A 17,742-nucleotide genomic window follows, 5' to 3' on the forward strand; every position below is an offset into this window, starting at 1 on the left:
ACAGCAAGCCCAGTTGGTATAATAGTTTTAACCAAAAAACTGTTTCACCCATTGAGTGAAAACAAAAAGATAACAACACCTTTTTTATACACTGTAAATTCGCATCATAAACGCACCACCTAGTTTAACCGCAAAGAATGTATTTTTAACTTGACCCTTTAGGTCAAGTCAAAGTCAAAAATACATTCAATCTTTGAATTTGGGTTCAAAGATTAGCCAGTGTTTATAATCTTTGGTTTTTGCTTAAGAAAACAGGTGGATTATGCATAAACAACTAACCTTTGAACAAAGGCATTATATCAATATTGCCCGTAATAATGATAAATCTATGAGAACAATCGCTAAAGATTTGAATGTATCACACACCACAGTCTCTCGTGAGATAAAGCGTAATAGTGGCAAACGAGGTTATCGCTTCAATCAGGCTGATGGCTTTGCACAGCAAAGACATCAAAGTAAAACTAAATTTATAAAATTAGGTGCAGATGTCAAGAAAATTATTAACAATTGTCTAAGGCTTGATTGGTCACCAGAGCAAGTTTGTGGCTGGCTTGATGCCAACAATATCATTAAGCTACACCATGAGAGTATCTATCGTTATCTGTTAAAAAATAAAGCCAGTGGTGGTTTGTTATATAAGCACTTAAGGCACCAAGGAAAGCCTTATCGCAAGCGTTATGGTCATCCTAATAACCGTACAGGCATTCCCAACCGTATTGATATTGACCAGCGCAGTGATGCTGTGAATAATCGTGAAGTATTTGGGCATTGGGAGGCGATACTATTATTGGTAAGACTCATAAAGGTGTAATTGTTACGCTGGATGAGCGTATCTCAAAACTCAGGCTGGCGTATCCTCTTAATAGTAAACACAAAGATGGTGTCAGTGCTGCTATCAGCACTTTGCTTAGACCTGTTAAAGGTTTTGTGTATTCAATTACCTATGATAATGGCAAAGAGTTCTCAGGTCATGAACAAGTCAATAAATCCATCAATTGTAAAAGTTACTTTGCCAAGCCATATCATTCCTGGGAGCGTGGACAAAATGAGAATGCTAATGGTCTTTTAAGGCAATACTTCCCAAAGACGATGTCTTTGGTAAATGTTGCCTGCAATGAGGTTAAAATAGCTGTGAATAAATTGAATTCTAGACCAAGAAAATGTTTAGGATTTAAAACACCTTATCAGGTGTTTTTTGAAAGGACGGGTATTGATGCTCGTCAATTGGGAGTGGTGCGTTTATGAGTCGAATTCACCTTCCTTTAATTTTTTAACTTTGTTTTTAATAAAAAAGGTCGGGTGGTGGAAGAAATTGCTTGTTTTAAAAATATTCAAAAATCATATGATAAACCTATTTTATCTATTGATGAATTACATCTCATGAGTGGAGAATGTTTAATTATTAAAGGAAAAAATGGTAGCGGAAAAAGCACTTTATTAAAAATAATGGCAGGAGTAATGAGCGCAGATATGGGTGAAATTTATTACCAAAATAGCGTTTTCCCTGCAAAAAAACGACACTTATTAACTGCTGATAGCATCTATTTAGCCAGTAAAGCATATTTGTTTAATTGTAATATTGAGCGCAATATCATCTATCCATTGCGTCTTAAAAAATCTAAGAAAAATCAAGATAACATTGAAAAAGCCCTGCACTGGGCAAACCTAACCCATTTGAGAGGCAAACACCCAAATAACTTGTCTAGCGGGGAAATACAACGCGTTGCTATCGTCAGAGCAAAAATAATAAATCCAAGGATTTGGTTACTAGATGAACCAACAGAAAACTTAGACCAAGATATTAAGCAAAAATTTTATCAACTGTTAAACCAACTATTAGAAAAGGGACACAGTATTGTTATTGCAACACACGCTGAAGAAATAGCACATAATGTCACAAGTAAAACTTTACAACTTACCCATCAAAAACTATCAACATGAGTACTATTAGCAATCAACAAATAACAGCAGTCATTTTGGCGGGGGGTCGTTCTAGTCGCATGAATGGTCAGGACAAGGGATTAATACAACTCAATCAAAAGCCACTCATTCAACATGTAATTGAGGTGATTGAAAATGAAGTTGATAGTATTTTAATTAATGCCAATCGCAACCAAAAAAGGTATCAAAAATTTACTAAAAATCCAATTATTGAGGACAACATAACAAATTTTCAAGGCCCCTTAGCGGGCTTTGCCAAAGCCATGGAGGTTGCTAAAACACCTTATTTGTTAGTATTGCCCTGTGATTGCCCGATGATTGGGGTAGAGTTATTAGCCACTTTAAAAACCGAACTAACAAAACAAAAAGCACAAATTTGTGTAGCACATGATGGCAATAGATTACAGCCTACTTTTGTTTTGTTAAAAACTGATTTACTTAGTAGTTTATTGACTTATTTAGCTGCCGGTGATCGAAAAATCGATTTGTGGTATCAACAGCATACATTGGCAATTGCCGATTTATCTCAATATCAGGATTTTTTTATTAACCTGAACACGCCACAAGATTACGCCTCTTTAACCCAAATAAGTCGCATTAAAAATGTAGCAATATTGGGTTTTTCTGCCTTTAGTGGCACAGGGAAAACCACATTAATCATTCAACTTATTAAATATTTAAAGCAAAAAAATATTCGCCTTGCTTATTTAAAGCACGGACACCATAATTTTGAAATAGACCATAAAGGAAAAGACAGTTACGAATGTTACCACGCAGGCGCCGAACAAGTACTCATCAGTTCTGCTGATAAATTTGCCTTAATCAATCGTTATACTGAACAAGAATTAGGATTGTTTGCGTTGTTTGAACAACTGAATCTGAGTCAATTAGATTTGATTTTGGTTGAAGGGTTTAAACGCGAAATTTTCCCTAAAATAGAACTACAAAGGCAAGCGCTCAATCATCCTAATATTTTTGAAAATGATGTTAATGTGATTGCTTTTGCTAGTGATGAAATTCTAATTGAGTGCGATAGAGTGTCGTTAGATATTAACAACATTAAACAAATTGGTGATTTTATTTTGGCCTATATGCGACATTAAATTAAGGCGTAAAAAGGCTGTATTTTTACTCGCTCCCCAGCCTTAACTGATCCTGTGTTTTCACTAAGCACAATCAAGCAATTGGCATAACTCATAGAACTAAGCACACCAGAACCTTGTTTACTTAGTTTTTGTACGGTTAATTCACCGTCATTATCGCTGAATCTGGCGCGCAAAAACTCAACTCTGCCTTTTGATTTAAAAATATCCGTCTCACTTGTAGCGTTAACAAGTAAAGGCTTAATGTTTTGAGTTTGTCCCATTAATTTTTTAATAAACGGCTGTACAATTTGATAAAATGTAATCATTGTTGCTACAGGATTGCCTGGCAAGCCAAAAAAATACGCCTCATTAATCTTTCCAAATGTTAAAGGTCGCCCAGGTTTGATGGCTAATTTCCAAAAATCAACTGTGCCAATATTGCCTAATACTTGTTTAACAAAATCAGCCTGCCCGACAGAAACACCCCCTGTGCTAATAACTATGTCTACACATTGTGCAGCCTGCATGAAAGTAGAATTTAAGGACGCATAGTCATCCTTCACCACACCCATATCCAATATTTCAACATTTAAATTATGCAACATTCCAAACAAAGAATAACGATTGCTATCATAAATTTCACCTTTTTTTAAAGATTCAGTTAAACCACGCAATTCATCGCCCGTTGATAAAAAAGCAACACGCAGTTTACGCCAAACACTAACTTCGGCAATACCCAATGATGCCAATAAACCTAAATCAGCAGCATTTAACAAGCGTCCTTTTTTCAACACCACGCTACCTTTAGCTAAATCTTCGCCTGCAAAGCGGATATTATCACCACCAATATAATTATCAATGGTAATTTTCTCACCTGCCTTAGTTGTAAACTCTTGAGGAATTACAATATCAGCATTTTGTGGAATAACTGCGCCTGTCATGATACGAATACAAGTATTTTTTTTGATTCTTTCATCATTGTATTGACCCGCATAAACTGTGGCAATAACAGCAAAAGACGCGTTGTTTAACATATCTTCCTTACGCAGTGCGTAACCATCCATTGCAGAATTGATGTGTGCAGGGACATTGATAGGCGCAATAATATCTTGCATGATAACTCTATTAAAAGCAGAACGAATGGCAACTTTCTCAGCAGACAAGTTTTTTTTAATCGCACTAAAACATTTTTCTTGCGCTTGATTGAGCGTTAGAGAGGCATTTTGATCACTTAAACAACTGTTTATTTTTCGCAATTTCCTAATTACTCTTATTTTAAGATGAAGTTCATATATTATATTGCAAGATTGTTTTATTTTTGTCTTTATTTTTTATTATGGAAGAAATACCCTTGAAATTCAGTTGTGACGACATCACCTTAGATGTTGCGATACTGCTACAACGCTTTAAAATAGACAACCCATGGATAACAGAAAAATGGCAGGCTATTGGCGTGATTCCGACCAAAAAAAATACAGGAAAAACAAACGAGATAACCCTAATTAGTAATATTAACAATGAACCCATTTATCGGCACGATGGCTTCATTTTAGAATTGGTGCATGATGAATTAGACAGTTATTACCAAAACCTTGTTTCGGCCAATGCAAGTATCTTTATTGTGTGCCGTGAGGAGGAGGATGATCGCCCAAAACCTTTTTTAGTAACACTGAGTTATGACGAAGCGGCAATTTACATGGAAACCGATGAAACAATATACACCGTGGCAATTGATATTCAGATTTACCAAACCATAGAGCGCTTTGTGCTAGAAAATTACAAACCAGAAAAACGTAAAAAACGCAAACTGGTTAAAGGCACAGCAGGTAAACATTACCAAAAGATGAACATTTATGAATAAACCAGAAAAAAGTATTTTTGCACATTTTGATGAACGCAAACAAGCGGTAAGAGTTGAATCATTAAAAAATGAACACACAAAATTAGATCAACAACAAGAAGTCTCGGTTGAATTTATCAACAGTTTAACTGATGCCGATATGCCTGATATTAGCACTCTAAATGAAGAATCTGATTATTCAATGTTTATGTCTAGTAAAGTTAGCGAGATTTTAAAAAAGAAAGCATTGCGTAAATTATTTCTATCTCCTTCAATTAACATTTTAGACGGTTTAAATGATTACGATGAAAATTACACCACATTTGAGTTATTAGGAGATATCATTCCACATGAATTAAAACAACAAATTGAACGCGAAAAGAAAAAAGCAAAGGAAGAAATTTTAAAAGAAGAGCAAAAAGAAAATCAAAAGCTTGATATAGATGAAGCACAACTAACCAACAATGAAGATGAATTACCCATCTTAACTACCAACAATGACAACAAACACAAATAATCAAGCAAAACAACAAGCAATTAATGCGTTAGAAAAGGTCTATATTAACCCTGCCAGCCTTGTCTCTTATCGTTCTTCAGGGTTTGTGCTGATTGTTGCCACTTCAATTGAACAAGCACACTCAATTGCCAGTCAACTGGGTACTGACTTTACCTCATATTATTTACTACGCAACCAAACAGGGGAAAATAATAACAATATTACTTATGGTAATTTAACATCAATTGGTGGTTATTTAGGAAGTTTTGAAATCAGTGCACAAGTTAATAATGAAAATAAAATTCTAATGGCAGAAGGCAAGTATTTTGATATTGTCTTGGATTTAATTGGAGAAGTAAAAACAGCTGTTGTGCCACCATTTGGTTACTATACACTGAATGAAAACACAAACAATATCAAAGAAGCGCTTGCAGAGGTTAATCAACTTATCGGCATGCTTGATAAGCCTAAATTTTTAAATTTAGACACATCATTATGCGTTCATAGTCGCAACAGAACCGATCTTTGCCAACGCTGTATTGATGCATGTCCAGCAGATGCAATTCGTAGCAATGGCGATCATGTTGAAGCAAATATAAACCTTTGTCATGGCTGTGGAGGGTGCTCCAGCGCTTGTCCCACTGGAGCAATTTCTTACGCTTACCCCACCATTGACGACCAAGCCAAAAAGATGCACAGCTTAATGGACGCTTACTTGAATGCGGGCGGCACATCTGCCAAAATTTTATTTCATTCTGCGGATAATTTAACATTATTGCCAGATATAGCGGAAAATATTCTACCTATTGCTTTAGAAGAGATTGGTTGCTTAGGGTTAGAATCTTTTCTGTATGCTTTTTGCCTTGGCGCTGAAAGTGTTATTGTACATTGTGCTAATGAGCCCACGCAAACCTTGCAAGCATTAGACAAGCAAACCAACCTTATACATAAAATTTTGAGTAGTTTGGGTTATAACTTTAACACCAGTTTTGTGCAATTAGTAGAGGAAAACTCAAAAATATCAGATGGTATAACACCATTGAGCAACACAATAGGAATGATAGATTTATACAATAAACGCATGCGTATTTTTGCTATGATTGATTTTTTATATCACCGCCTGAATAAAAACACCTTATCGCAATGTGATTTCACTGTAGATGATGATGCTTATTTTGGCGAAGTCTTGATTGATAAAAAATTATGCACTTTGTGCATGGCATGTACCTCTGTTTGTCCAACAGAGTCTTTGTCTTCAGGCAATATCAATACACCAATTATTAATTTCCAAGAAAGTTTATGTGTGCAATGCGGTTTGTGTGTTAAATCTTGCCCTGAAAATGCTATGCAATTAAATGCACGTTTAGTTTTTAACGATCAACGACGCTCAGACAAAAGAATTCTTAATCAAGACGATCCCTTTAAATGCATTGATTGTGGCAAAGTTTTTGGCTCCACTCAAGTGGTTAAAAAAATGATGGAAAAATTAAAAGGACATAGCATGTTTACTGGCAATAAATTAACCAACTTAGAAAAATGCGAAGATTGCCGTGTTAAAGCCTTATTTAAATAGATTTAGACTGTTAAACTATTAGACTATTAGACTATCGTGATGGTTATTTTTCTCATTTGCTTTGGTGTTAAAATACGAGTTATAGTAATTTCAATAGTCTCAATAGTCAATGAAAACAACAATTAATGACACAATAGAGAACACCGACTCCTTTTGCCATTTAGAGGCGGAAAGATCAAACATTTATGCTTTATTGAGCGCACTACTAGTTGCACCTATGGATTCAAATTTAATTAATATTATTAACAACTGTAATATTGATACTGACACTTGGAAGGTTCTTAAAGACAACTTCAACCACACTAATTTAGAAAGCCTAGACGATGAGTACCATCGTTTATTCATTGGCTTGGGTACAGGCGAATTATTGCCCTATTATTCTCATTATTTAGCAGGATGCCTTATGGGCAAACCTTTGTCTAATTTAAGGGACGATATTCGTGCTATGGGTTTAGAATTACAGACTACACAAAAAGACCCAACCGACCATATTGCAGGAATTTTTGAAGTGATGCGTTTGTCAATTTCTGAGCTATCTTTGTCACTTGATCAGCAAAAAGTTTTTTTTGAAAAAAACATTGCCTCTTGGGTGGATAATTTTTTTAATGATTTGTCTGAGATACAAGAGATTAAGCATTATCATCTGGTGGCTTATTTTGGGCAGTGGTTTATGCAAACAGAAAGAAGATATTTAAATTTAATATAATTAAAGGGAGAAGAGGATATGAATATGAATCGTAGAAAATTTTTAAGGAAATCTTTGTTATTAGGTGGCAGTGTTTCTTTAGCAACTTATGCATTAAGCAAAACCACACCTTTAGTGATACCAAAGACGACAAATAAGGCCACTTTAGTTAGTGCAACTTACGCCAACACAGCACACAATCGTCAATTCTATTTAAGTGCAAAATTTTAATTAATCGTTTTTAATGAGGAGAGCATATGAAACTAACTGCAAGAACACTCAGTAATCAGACATTACAAAGTAATGCGTTAACTCGCAGAGAATTTATTAAAAAATCAGGTGTCATAACTGGTGGCACGGTTGCCGCTAGTGCTTTGCCAACTATGTTTGTATCACAATCAACTCAGGCAAATAGTGTCACTAAAAAAGCCAAAGTAAAAACTATTCGCTCAGTTTGCACCCACTGTTCGGTGGGTTGTGGCGTTTTGGCCGAAGTTAAAAATGGTGTATGGATCGGACAAGAACCAGATTTTGACCACCCCTTTAGTCTCGGTGGGCATTGCGCTAAAGGTGCCTCAGTGCGTGAACACGGAGTTGGCGAGAGGCGACTTAAATACCCTATGAAACTGGTCAATGGAAAATGGAAAAAAATCTCTTGGAATACAGCAATTGATGAAGTTGGCAGTAAGATGCTAGAGATTCGTAAAAAATCCAGCCCAGACTCTGTCTATTTATTAGGTTCTGCTAAGTTTAACAACGAACAATCTTATTTATTTAGAAAAATGGCAGCACTATGGGGCAGTAATAATGTTGACCATCAAGCTAGGATTTGCCATTCAACCACAGTAGCAGGTGTTGCTAACACTTGGGGTTATGGTGCAATGACTAATTCTTTTAATGACATACATAATTCCAAGGCAATGTTGGTAATAGGTGGTAATCCAGCAGAAGCACATCCTGTCTCTATGTTGCATATATTTCGAGCTAAAGAGCGCAACAATGCACCACTGATTGTGATTGACCCAAGATTTACCAGAACTGCTGCACATGCCGATGAGTATGTGCGCATCCGCCCTGGGTCTGATGTGCCTTTTGTTTGGGGGATGTTATGGCATATTTTTGAGAATAGCTGGGAAGATAAAAATTTTATCCAGCAGCGTGTATATGGTATGGACGAAATTCGCACTGAAGTGGCAAAATGGACCCCAGACGAAGTTGAAAGAGTAACGGGTGTCAAAGAAAAACAAGTCAGAAGAACTGCAAAATTAATGGCAGATAATCGCCCTGGTACTTTTATTTGGTGCATGGGTGGTACTCAACACACCATTGGCAATAACAACACTAGGGCCTATTGCATATTTCAGTTAGCTCTTGGCAATATGGGTGTTTCAGGTGGTGGCACTAATATCTTCCGTGGTCATGACAATGTGCAAGGCGCAACCGATTTTGGCGTACTTAGCCATACTTTGCCAGGTTATTATGGCTTATCTGCTGGCGCCTGGAAACACTGGAGCAAGGTTTGGGATCTTGATTATAACTGGATTAAAAACCGCTTTGATCAAGGCAGTTACGAAAAATCTAAAGGTAAAGCTGTAAAACCAATGAATACCAAGGGTATCACCGTTGGCAGATGGTTTGATGGCGTGTTAGAAGACAAGAAAAACATTGCACAAAAAGACAATATTAAAGCTATGATTTTTTGGGGACATGCGCCCAACTCACAAACCCGAACATTGGATATGAAAAAAGCAATGGAAAAATTGGACATGCTGGTTGTCATTGACCCGCATCCAACTACCAGTGCAGTATTATCCGAGCGTAAAAACAACACTTATTTATTACCTGCCTCTACTCAGTTTGAAACTTACGGCTCAGTAACTGCCTCTAATCGATCATTACAATGGCGTGACAAAGTCATTGACCCTATGTTTGATTCCTTACCTGATCATGTTATTATGTATAAATTGTCTAAAAAATTAGGTATTGACAAACAATTATTTAAACATATTAAGGTAAACAATGATGAGCCTTTGATTGAGGACATTACTCGAGAATTTAACAGTGGCATGTGGACTATTGGCTACACGGGTCAAACACCTGAGCGCTTAAAAAAACACATGCGAAATTTACACACCTTTGATAAAACTACATTGATTGCTAAAGGTGGCGAGTGTCATGGTGAATATTTTGGTTTGCCGTGGCCATGTTGGGGTACGAGCGATATGAAACACCCAGGTACACCCAACTTATACGATACTAGCAAATCTGTTGCTGAAGGCGGTCTAACCTTTAGGGCGCGTTTTGGTGTTGAGCATAATGGCACTAATCTTTTGGCAGATGATTCTTATTCTAAAGACTCTGCAATTAAAGATGGTTATCCAGAATTTAACGATAAAATGCTGAAAAAACTTGGTTGGTGGAATCAACTAACCCCATCAGAGAAAAAATTAGCAGAAGGTAAAAATTGGAAAACTGATCTTTCTGGTGGTATTCAGCGAGTTGCCATTAAAAACGGTTGCTCTCCGTTTGGCAACGCCAAAGCCCGGGCAGTGGTTTGGACATTCCCAGATCCAGTGCCCGTGCATAGAGAGCCGCTTTACACCAATCGCCGTGATTTGGTCAAGGATTATCCAACTGTTGCTGATAGGCGTTCACATTACCGCCTACCAACACGATACGCTTCAATTCAAGAAAAAGACTATTCGCAACAATATCCATTAATTTTAACTTCTGGAAGGTTAGTGGAATATGAAGGGGGTGGCGATGAGAGTCGTTCTAATAAATGGTTAGCAGAATTGCAACAAGATATGTTTGCCGAGGTGAATGTAGTTGATGCCAATAATAACAACCTTCGCGATGGTGAGATGATGTGGTTAGAAGGACCCGAAGGTGGTAAGGTTAAAATTAAAACCATGGTTACCGATAGAGTTGCCCCAGGAGTGGTCTTTATGCCCTTCCATTTTGCAGGTCATTTACAAGGGGAGTCATTGGAGCATAAATATCCAAAAGGCACACAACCTTATGTTTTGGGTGAATCTGCCAATACAGCAATGACTTATGGCTACGATACAGTGACACAAATGCAGGAAACTAAAGCATCTTTGTGCCGTATTTGGTCAGCATAACAAATATTTAAAAAAGGAGAGAGATTATGGCTAGAATGAAATTTTTATGTGATGCAGAAAGGTGTACCGAGTGTAACAGTTGCGTTACTGCATGTAAAAATGAGAATGAAGTGCCTTGGGGAATTAACCGTCGCCGCGTGGTAACAATTAACGATGGCATACCAGGAGAGCGTAGCATTTCAGTAGCATGTATGCATTGTTCAGATGCACCCTGCATGGCGGTTTGCCCAGTAGATTGCTTTTATCAGACTGATGATGGCGTGGTTTTGCATGACAAAGATTTGTGTATTGGTTGTGGTTATTGTTTTTATGCTTGCCCTTTTGGCGCGCCGCAATTCCCAAGCACGGGCGTTTTTGGCTCAAAAGGAAAAATGGACAAGTGTACCTTTTGTAATGGCGGACCTGAAGAAGATCATTCTCACGCAGAAGAACAAAAATATGGTTCAAACCGTATTGCAGAAGGAAAATTACCTATCTGTGCTGAAATGTGCTCCTCTAAAGCTTTGCTTGCAGGAGATGGCGATGAAGTGGCAAATATATTCCGTGAAAGAAGCACTTATAGAGGATCTGGCGCTGGCGCTTGGGGTTGGGGTACTGCTTATAACAAAAAAGGCACTTAATAAACAAATAAAATAGAAGGTAATGACTAGTTTTGATGCCCATCTATCGTTGTTTATGTGATGGAAATACAAAAAAACCTTTGCTAATAAGGACTTATATATGAATAGTTTTATGCGTACTCTTGTTTTGTTTTTTTTACTATTTAATTATAGTTTTGCGGTAGAAAAAACCATTGATGCGCCTGCCTATACTCAAGAGTTAAAACACTCATACATTGTTGAGGATATCGTTGTTAAAACACCGACAAAAACAGGCTATTCTGGCGTTCCAGGAGCAAAATTGTGGCGAAGTGTGCGCTCTGGAGCGTTACATTCAACGCAAGTCATTGGTGATGATGCCGGTATACTTATTAACGCATACGGTGAAGATTGGCGTTTACTTAAAGATCAAATCGCAAGTATAGATATTATCTTAATACCACTTGCACTGATAACAGTTGCGTTGATTTATCTTATTTTTGGCAAGTTCAAATTAAGTAAAGGTTTTTCTGGCAAGCTGATTGAGCGCTTTAAATTTACTGAAATAGTCATACATTGGGGAACTGCCGCCTCGTTTATTATCTTGGGTTTGACAGGTTTAATGTTGCTATTTGGCAGGTTTTTTTTAATCCCTTTGTTAGGTGAAGAAGCTTTTGCCGCACTAGCAGAATTTTCCATGGATACACACGATATTATCGGTCCTGTTTTTAGCGTATTCCTAATTGCCATGATTATTAAATTCATTAAAGACAATTTCTACCAAAAGGGGGATATTAATTGGTTGCTAAATGGTGGCGGATTGTTTGGCAAACATGTAGACGCATGGCGTTTTAATTTAGGCGAAAAAATGTGGTTTTGGATTGTTTTCTTTGCGGGAATGCTTATCACCCTTTCTGGTTATATTATGTTATTTACAGGTATTGTTTCAGGTCAAAGAGAGATAATTGAACTTATGAATATTCTTCACACCGCATCAGCCACACTGATGATTTTGGGTATGTTTGGTCATATTTATATGGGGGTCGCCCTAGAAGGGTCAATGTCGGCCATGACAACAGGTAAAGTTGATGAAAATTGGGCAAAAGATCACCATAATTTATGGCACAAAAATATTAAAGACTAAGTCTAATGCTTGATCTTAGCCAGGCAAGTTTGCCACTTACTTTTAAAACTACGGTTACTAACGAGAGAAATCACCAATCTGACATTTATATTAGTGCTGAACGCCCACTGGTTATTTTTATTGACGACCAGGAAATCGTTACCTTGATGACTCTAGGTATGTTGCCAGAAGCACTGGTTTTGGGTTATCTAAAAAATCAGCACTTGATTGAATCTATGGATGAATTATTCAGTATTAAGGTTAATTGGGATACAGAAAAGGCATTGGTTGTTAGTAAAAATGGCATCAAAAATCTGAGTGAAAAAATATCCAAACGCATTATTACCACTGGTTGTGGACAAGGCACAATTTTTAGTTGTTCAATTGACAAAGTTTATCATACGAAATTATCTACCACCAAAATTACACAAAGAGCAATCTACGCCTTATTAGAAAATTTAAACACTTATAATAAAATTTATAAATCTGCAGGTGCGGTGCACAGTTGTGCACTTTGTCAAAATACAGAAGTCTTAATAGCCATAGAGGATGTAGGCAGACATAATGCCGCTGATATTATTTCTGGTTTGATGTGGCTTGATAATTTAAATCATAAAGATTTTATTTTTTATACTACAGGCAGGATCACTTCTGAGATCGTTATGAAAATAGCACAAATGGGTGTCTCTATCATTCTCTCACGCTCTGGGGTAACACAAATGGGTTTAGAAATCGCAGAAAATATTGGAATGATGATTATTGCTCGCGCTAAAGGGCGACATTTTTTGTTATTTTCTGGGGTAGACAGGCTAATTTTTGACCAACAACAATGAACAAATTAATTGACCCGTTCTTAAGAAAAATAAACTACTTGCGTATTTCAGTTACCGATCATTGTAATTACCGTTGTTTTTATTGTCGAGATGAATTTCATCATAGTCGCACTAAGCGTTCCGAGGTTCTTAATCTTGAAGAGATTACTAGAATAGCCCGAATTTTTAGTGAATTAGGTGTTTCAAAAATTCGCCTCACTGGCGGTGAGCCATTAATCCGTAAAAACATTTTATCGTTGGTTAAAATGCTTGGTGAAATCCCAGGTATCAGCGATATTCCTTTGTCAACTAATGCACATTTATTAAAGCAATATGCGCAAGAATTGCAAAATTTTGGTATTAATAGAGTCAATATCTCAATAGATTCCTTACAAGAAAAACGCTTTGCTGAAATTACCCGTGGTGGCGATTTACACAAAGTAATTGAAGGCATTGATGCAGCGATTGTAGTAGGAATGAACCCCATTAAACTAAATATGGTGGTGATGCAGGACATTAATTCCGATGAAATTGAAGCTATGCTTGATTTTGCTATTGATAGAGAAATTGATATTCGTTTTATTGAAACTATGCCTATTGGTGCGGATGGTATTAAAGCATTGGAACAACATGTTAGTCAAGCCCATATTCTAGCCAGAATAGAAGCGCATCTGCAACGCAAACTAGAGAAAATACAATTACGCGAAACCGATGGCCCTGCACATAATTATCAAATTAATAATTCAAAATCAAGGGTTGGTATTATTTCTGCAGTGTCAGATAATTTTTGTGCCACTTGTAATCGTGTGCGTTTAACCGCAAAAGGTAGATTGATTTTATGCCTAGGGCAAGAACATTCTGTTTCTTTGCGAGACGCTATCCGTGCTGATAAAACTGATGATGAAATCAAACAAATTATCATCAGTGCGATTGGTAAGAAGCCAGAAAAACATGAATTTAATACAAATGTCAAAAATATAGAATTACGCCAAATGGTAGAAATTGGTGGATAGTGCAATTTAGCATATGGTCTGTTGCCAAGACGATGGTAAACACTATAAGAGACCCCTGCACTAACCCAGTGTGATTTAGAGAATACAGAAAATAGCGCATTTTTATCTAAAAATGAGAATAATAGCTAGCTATTTACCGAGTTTTTAGTGGAAAATTCGCTATTTTATGGGTTTTATAAATTATATTGGGGCGAATTCAACCCATAAGTACAACACTTCCATTTAAAAAATAGTCTTTGCCAGTCATTTTGGCAAAGACCTCAAATGGGGTCATCTTGCACCCCAAGCATTTCCTAAGTCTATTATTCATTAAATCTATTGCCCTAAATGCTTCTTTCTCACTCACATTATCTAAAGCCGAAAATTGCCTTAACAGTCCATTGTGATTCTCATTTAAGCCCCTTTAAGACCCCTGCATTAACTTTCAAAACTTAAAATGTGGGTTTTAAAAACTCACTAAATCAGTAAAAATATACTTTTTTGTGTCTATAAATACCACTTTTTATAAAATTTAGCGATTTTATGGTTATTATTTCCCACCAATTTTTAATTATTTTTCTAATGCAGGGGGTCTTATCAATTAGACCAAAGGGTTATTGTTGCCAATCCTTATTTCTTGCGGATAAATCGCACTAGGGTTTTTTTTAGCACCCTTAAGTATTTTAATCGGTTAATTTTAAAAAACTTTAAGTTAACACTGACCTATATTTAATCGGATGTAGTGATAGATGCAGGTGTAGCGCCTCCAAAGCGTGAGTCACCCCACGCCGTGATTGATCTATCGGCTTTAACGGCAACAAAGGCATACTGAGTTGAATAAATCTTGGTATAACCACTATCAGAGGGCGCACCTGTACCTCCAGAACTGCCACCCCACGCCGTGATTGATCCATCGGCTTTAAGAGCGGCAAAGGCGTTAATGGTTGAATAAATCTTGGTATAGCCACTATCAGAGGGTGCACTGCCACCTGAAACACCCCACGCCGTGATTGAGCCATCGGCTTTAAGGGCGGCAAAGGCAAACTGATTTGAATAAATTTTGGTATAACCATTACCAGAGGGCGCAGTACCCCCATAGCCCCACGACGTGATTGACCCATCGGCTTTAAGGGCGGCAAAGGCTTTACTAGTTGAATAAATTTTGGTATAGCCTTCACCATAGGGCGCACCTGCGCCTCCATAATGCGAATTACCCCACGCCGTGATTGACCCGTCGGCTTTAAGGGCAGCAAAGGCAAACCCAGTTGAATAAATCTTGATATAGCCGCTATCATAGGGCGCATCTGTGCCTCCATAACGTGAGTTACCCCACGCCGTGATTGAGCCATCGGCTTTAAGGGCGGCAAAGGCACCCCCAGTTGAATAAATCTTGGTATAACCACTATCAGAGGGCGCACCTGTACCGCCTCCCCAACCCGGACCCCACGCCGTGATTGACCCATCGGCTTTAAGGGCGGCAAAGGCACTCCTAGTTGAATAAATCTTGGTATAGCCACTATCAGAGGGCGCACCTGTGCCTCCAGCGCTTGAGTTACCCCACGCCGTGATTGATCCGTTGACTTTAAGGGCGGCAAAGGCGCCCGAAGTTGAATAAATCTTAATGTAGCCACTACCAGAGGGCGCTGTACCTCCATAACGCGAGTCACCCCACGCCGTGATTGATCTATCGGCTTCAATAGTGGCAAAGGCATACCCAGTTGAATAAATCTTGGTATAGCCACTACCAGAAGGCACATCTGTGCCTCCAGAACTTGAGCCACCCCACGCCGTGATTGATCCGTCGGCTTGAAGAGCGGCAAAGGCATTCCAGTTAGGATGATTTGACGCATTATAAAACCCACCAAAATTATTAATGGCACTAGAATAATCCACCTCAGCAAAGCGCCAATTTTCTGCTGCTCTTTCTGATGTTTTTTGCCAGTAATCTGCCAATAAAGCCGCTCGAGCAGGTAAAAATTGATCGGTTAATGCTGGGGATAAAGCGCCTTGCTCATCAACATGAACAAAATATTTACTCTTTGGCCAGTTAACATTCGGGGCAATTCTTGCATCGTTACTGTTTCGATGGCAACCGCTACAACTCATTGCCTTAGCACGATTCATAATCATTTTTGCGCTGTAATCTGACAAATTTAATACCGCTAGTTTTTTGTTGATGATTGACTTTAAGTCTTTGTTTTCAGCGTTAGCAGTATTATCCTTTGTTGTTTTTGAGTTTGATTGAAATCCATTGTAGTGATTATCAGTCCCTAAACTAAAACCATTGATAATGTCGCTAGAACTAGGATTATTTGCACGCCTTTCAGGTGCTAATAAGTTGTCAACATAACCATCAAAATCACGCACAAAGTAACCCCTTAAAGCCTTTAACGAATAGGAATCTAGATTCCCTTCATTAGAAAAAAGCTTAGCCAACGGATTGGATTTAACGGTATCAGCAACAAAAACAGCCTTTCCTTTAGCGTTGATATCGGTTTTAAATTCTCTAAGCTGCCATGGATCGTTAACGAATGCGCTAGAACGCACTTGACCTGTGCCATGGGTGTAGTGGGTAAAGTTAATGGCCGCAGGTAATTTAACACCCTTGTGTACTAAACCTTGATAAAAGAACTCTTCTAGTTGTACCAACGCATCTGTTTTGTTCATACTTCCTATTTCTTTCCAAAAATCCGCGACTACAAAACAGCCTTTTTTGCCTTTACTGAATTCAGGATTAGGGTATTTAGCCTCAAAGCTTAGGAAGAATCTATCGTCATTACTTCTATCACTATTATTTTTATGATAAATCACTCGGTATTCACCACAATGTTGACCATTACTGGCACTTAGGTCAAAACGGTTGAATATTGCGCTTGGTGACATGTTGTCAATCAACCCAGAAAGAGAAGCTTCTTGTTCTCTTATTTGTAAATCCATTTTTACAAAGCCATTAATTTTTGAACTGATGTTAAATGTGTTTAGCAAGCTTTTTAGGAATTGCGTATTAGAGCCGTCTTCTGTCGCGTCGCTACTACTACGAATGTTTGTGAGTGTTTTGGAAAGTGAGAATGCTTTATCAAAATCATCGTTATCTACACCAGTGGCACCTCGGTTAAAGACTAAAGCGTTGTTACTAATGAGTGTGGATCGTTGTGAGGGAAAAGCAGGAGCATCAGGATTTATTAATGTTGCGTTTTGTAAGTAATCATCCATTAGGTTGCGCTCACTAGAGCGTCCACCTGCAATCGTGTTGATTGAGACAACAAGGGCTGTGCTTAATAGTAGAATGCGAGTAAAGTTTATGTTAAGAGATATTGGGTCCATGATTTTAAATTTAGAAAGATAATTCTCTTAATTATAATGCTATTTCTAACATGTTGGTATCTTTATTAGAGACCTTTGCATAAATAGGAACAATCATCAGAAACCCACTTTTCACCCACTTGGCAATTTTTTAAACCCAGCCTTAGCCCTGCTAGGACAAGGTTTAAA

The 17,742-nt window shown here is 37.6% G+C and carries 14 protein-coding genes and 2 pseudogenes; 13 read left to right on the plus strand and 3 right to left on the minus strand.

Annotation, left to right across the window (positions count from 1 at the left end; all coding sequences use genetic code 11):
• Positions 1–259: 259 nt before the first annotated feature.
• From BHECKSOX2_RS10640 to mobA, 3 genes and pseudogenes are all read left to right on the plus strand, one after another.
• A pseudogene (locus BHECKSOX2_RS10640) lies at positions 260–1,245 on the plus strand (IS30 family transposase).
• A gap of 57 nt (positions 1,246–1,302) precedes the next feature.
• On the plus strand, positions 1,303–1,941 hold the full coding sequence (locus BHECKSOX2_RS08665; protein ID WP_180323735.1) for an ABC transporter ATP-binding protein: 639 nt from the start codon (positions 1,303–1,305) through the stop codon (positions 1,939–1,941).
• Positions 1,938–3,044 carry a molybdenum cofactor guanylyltransferase MobA gene (gene mobA, locus BHECKSOX2_RS08670; protein WP_139683253.1) on the plus strand — a complete coding sequence of 369 codons (1,107 nt, stop codon included), beginning with the start codon at positions 1,938–1,940 and terminating at the stop codon, positions 3,042–3,044. Before BHECKSOX2_RS08665 ends, mobA begins: the two co-directional genes overlap by 4 nt.
• On the opposite strand, the gene moeA is transcribed toward mobA, so the two are convergent.
• A complete protein-coding gene (gene moeA, locus BHECKSOX2_RS08675; RefSeq protein ID WP_245391364.1) occupies positions 3,041–4,282 on the minus strand; it encodes a molybdopterin molybdotransferase MoeA in 1,242 nt (413 codons plus the stop codon). The genes mobA and moeA overlap by 4 nt on opposite strands.
• An 80-nt stretch (positions 4,283–4,362) precedes the next feature.
• On the opposite strand from moeA, the gene BHECKSOX2_RS08680 reads away from it, so the two are divergent.
• The 10 genes from BHECKSOX2_RS08680 (at position 4,363) to moaA (ending at position 14,271) form a co-directional block, all read left to right on the plus strand.
• Positions 4,363–4,887, plus strand: a complete 525-nt coding sequence (locus BHECKSOX2_RS08680) for a DUF3305 domain-containing protein (RefSeq protein ID WP_139683255.1) — start codon at positions 4,363–4,365, stop codon at positions 4,885–4,887.
• Positions 4,880–5,383 carry a DUF3306 domain-containing protein gene (locus tag BHECKSOX2_RS08685; RefSeq protein ID WP_139683256.1) on the plus strand — a complete coding sequence of 168 codons (504 nt, stop codon included), beginning with the start codon at positions 4,880–4,882 and terminating at the stop codon, positions 5,381–5,383. Before BHECKSOX2_RS08680 ends, BHECKSOX2_RS08685 begins: the two co-directional genes overlap by 8 nt.
• Positions 5,364–6,935, plus strand: coding sequence for a 4Fe-4S binding protein (locus tag BHECKSOX2_RS08690; protein WP_139683257.1), 1,572 nt, complete (start codon positions 5,364–5,366; stop codon positions 6,933–6,935). The genes BHECKSOX2_RS08685 and BHECKSOX2_RS08690 overlap by 20 nt, the downstream gene beginning before the upstream one ends.
• A 109-nt stretch (positions 6,936–7,044) precedes the next feature.
• Positions 7,045–7,641 (plus strand): TorD/DmsD family molecular chaperone, encoded by a 597-nt coding sequence (locus tag BHECKSOX2_RS08695; RefSeq protein ID WP_139683258.1) that lies wholly within the window; start codon positions 7,045–7,047, stop codon positions 7,639–7,641.
• A 24-nt stretch (positions 7,642–7,665) separates the two neighbouring features.
• A complete protein-coding gene (locus tag BHECKSOX2_RS08700) occupies positions 7,666–7,851 on the plus strand; it encodes a hypothetical protein (protein WP_180323736.1) in 186 nt (61 codons plus the stop codon).
• A gap of 26 nt (positions 7,852–7,877) precedes the next feature.
• Positions 7,878–10,745: a molybdopterin-dependent oxidoreductase gene (locus BHECKSOX2_RS08705; RefSeq protein WP_139683260.1), complete on the plus strand. Its 2,868-nt coding sequence runs from the start codon at positions 7,878–7,880 to the stop codon at positions 10,743–10,745.
• Positions 10,746–10,771: 26 nt separating this feature from the next.
• Entirely contained in the window at positions 10,772–11,365 is a 594-nt protein-coding gene (gene fdh3B / locus BHECKSOX2_RS08710; RefSeq protein WP_139683261.1) for a formate dehydrogenase FDH3 subunit beta, read from the plus strand.
• A gap of 100 nt (positions 11,366–11,465) precedes the next feature.
• Positions 11,466–12,467, plus strand: coding sequence for a formate dehydrogenase subunit gamma (locus BHECKSOX2_RS08715; protein WP_139683262.1), 1,002 nt, complete (start codon positions 11,466–11,468; stop codon positions 12,465–12,467).
• A 5-nt stretch (positions 12,468–12,472) separates the two neighbouring features.
• Complete coding sequence (locus BHECKSOX2_RS08720; protein WP_139683263.1) at positions 12,473–13,279, plus strand: formate dehydrogenase accessory sulfurtransferase FdhD; 807 nt, start codon at positions 12,473–12,475, stop codon at positions 13,277–13,279.
• Positions 13,276–14,271, plus strand: a complete 996-nt coding sequence (gene moaA / locus BHECKSOX2_RS08725) for a GTP 3',8-cyclase MoaA (RefSeq protein ID WP_139683264.1) — start codon at positions 13,276–13,278, stop codon at positions 14,269–14,271. The genes BHECKSOX2_RS08720 and moaA overlap by 4 nt, the downstream gene beginning before the upstream one ends.
• Positions 14,272–14,467: 196 nt before the next feature.
• On the opposite strand, the pseudogene BHECKSOX2_RS10645 reads toward moaA, so the two are convergent.
• Together BHECKSOX2_RS10645 and BHECKSOX2_RS08730 are read right to left on the minus strand one after the other, a co-directional pair.
• Positions 14,468–14,674: pseudogene (locus BHECKSOX2_RS10645) on the minus strand (IS30 family transposase); the annotation flags it as partial.
• A gap of 305 nt (positions 14,675–14,979) precedes the next feature.
• Positions 14,980–17,574 (minus strand): RCC1 domain-containing protein, encoded by a 2,595-nt coding sequence (locus BHECKSOX2_RS08730; protein WP_139683265.1) that lies wholly within the window; start codon positions 17,572–17,574, stop codon positions 14,980–14,982.
• Positions 17,575–17,742 lie beyond the last annotated feature (168 nt).

It is taken from the genome of thiotrophic endosymbiont of Bathymodiolus puteoserpentis (Logatchev) (genome assembly GCF_900127505.1).
GTDB lineage: Bacteria > Pseudomonadota > Gammaproteobacteria > PS1 > Pseudothioglobaceae > Thiodubiliella.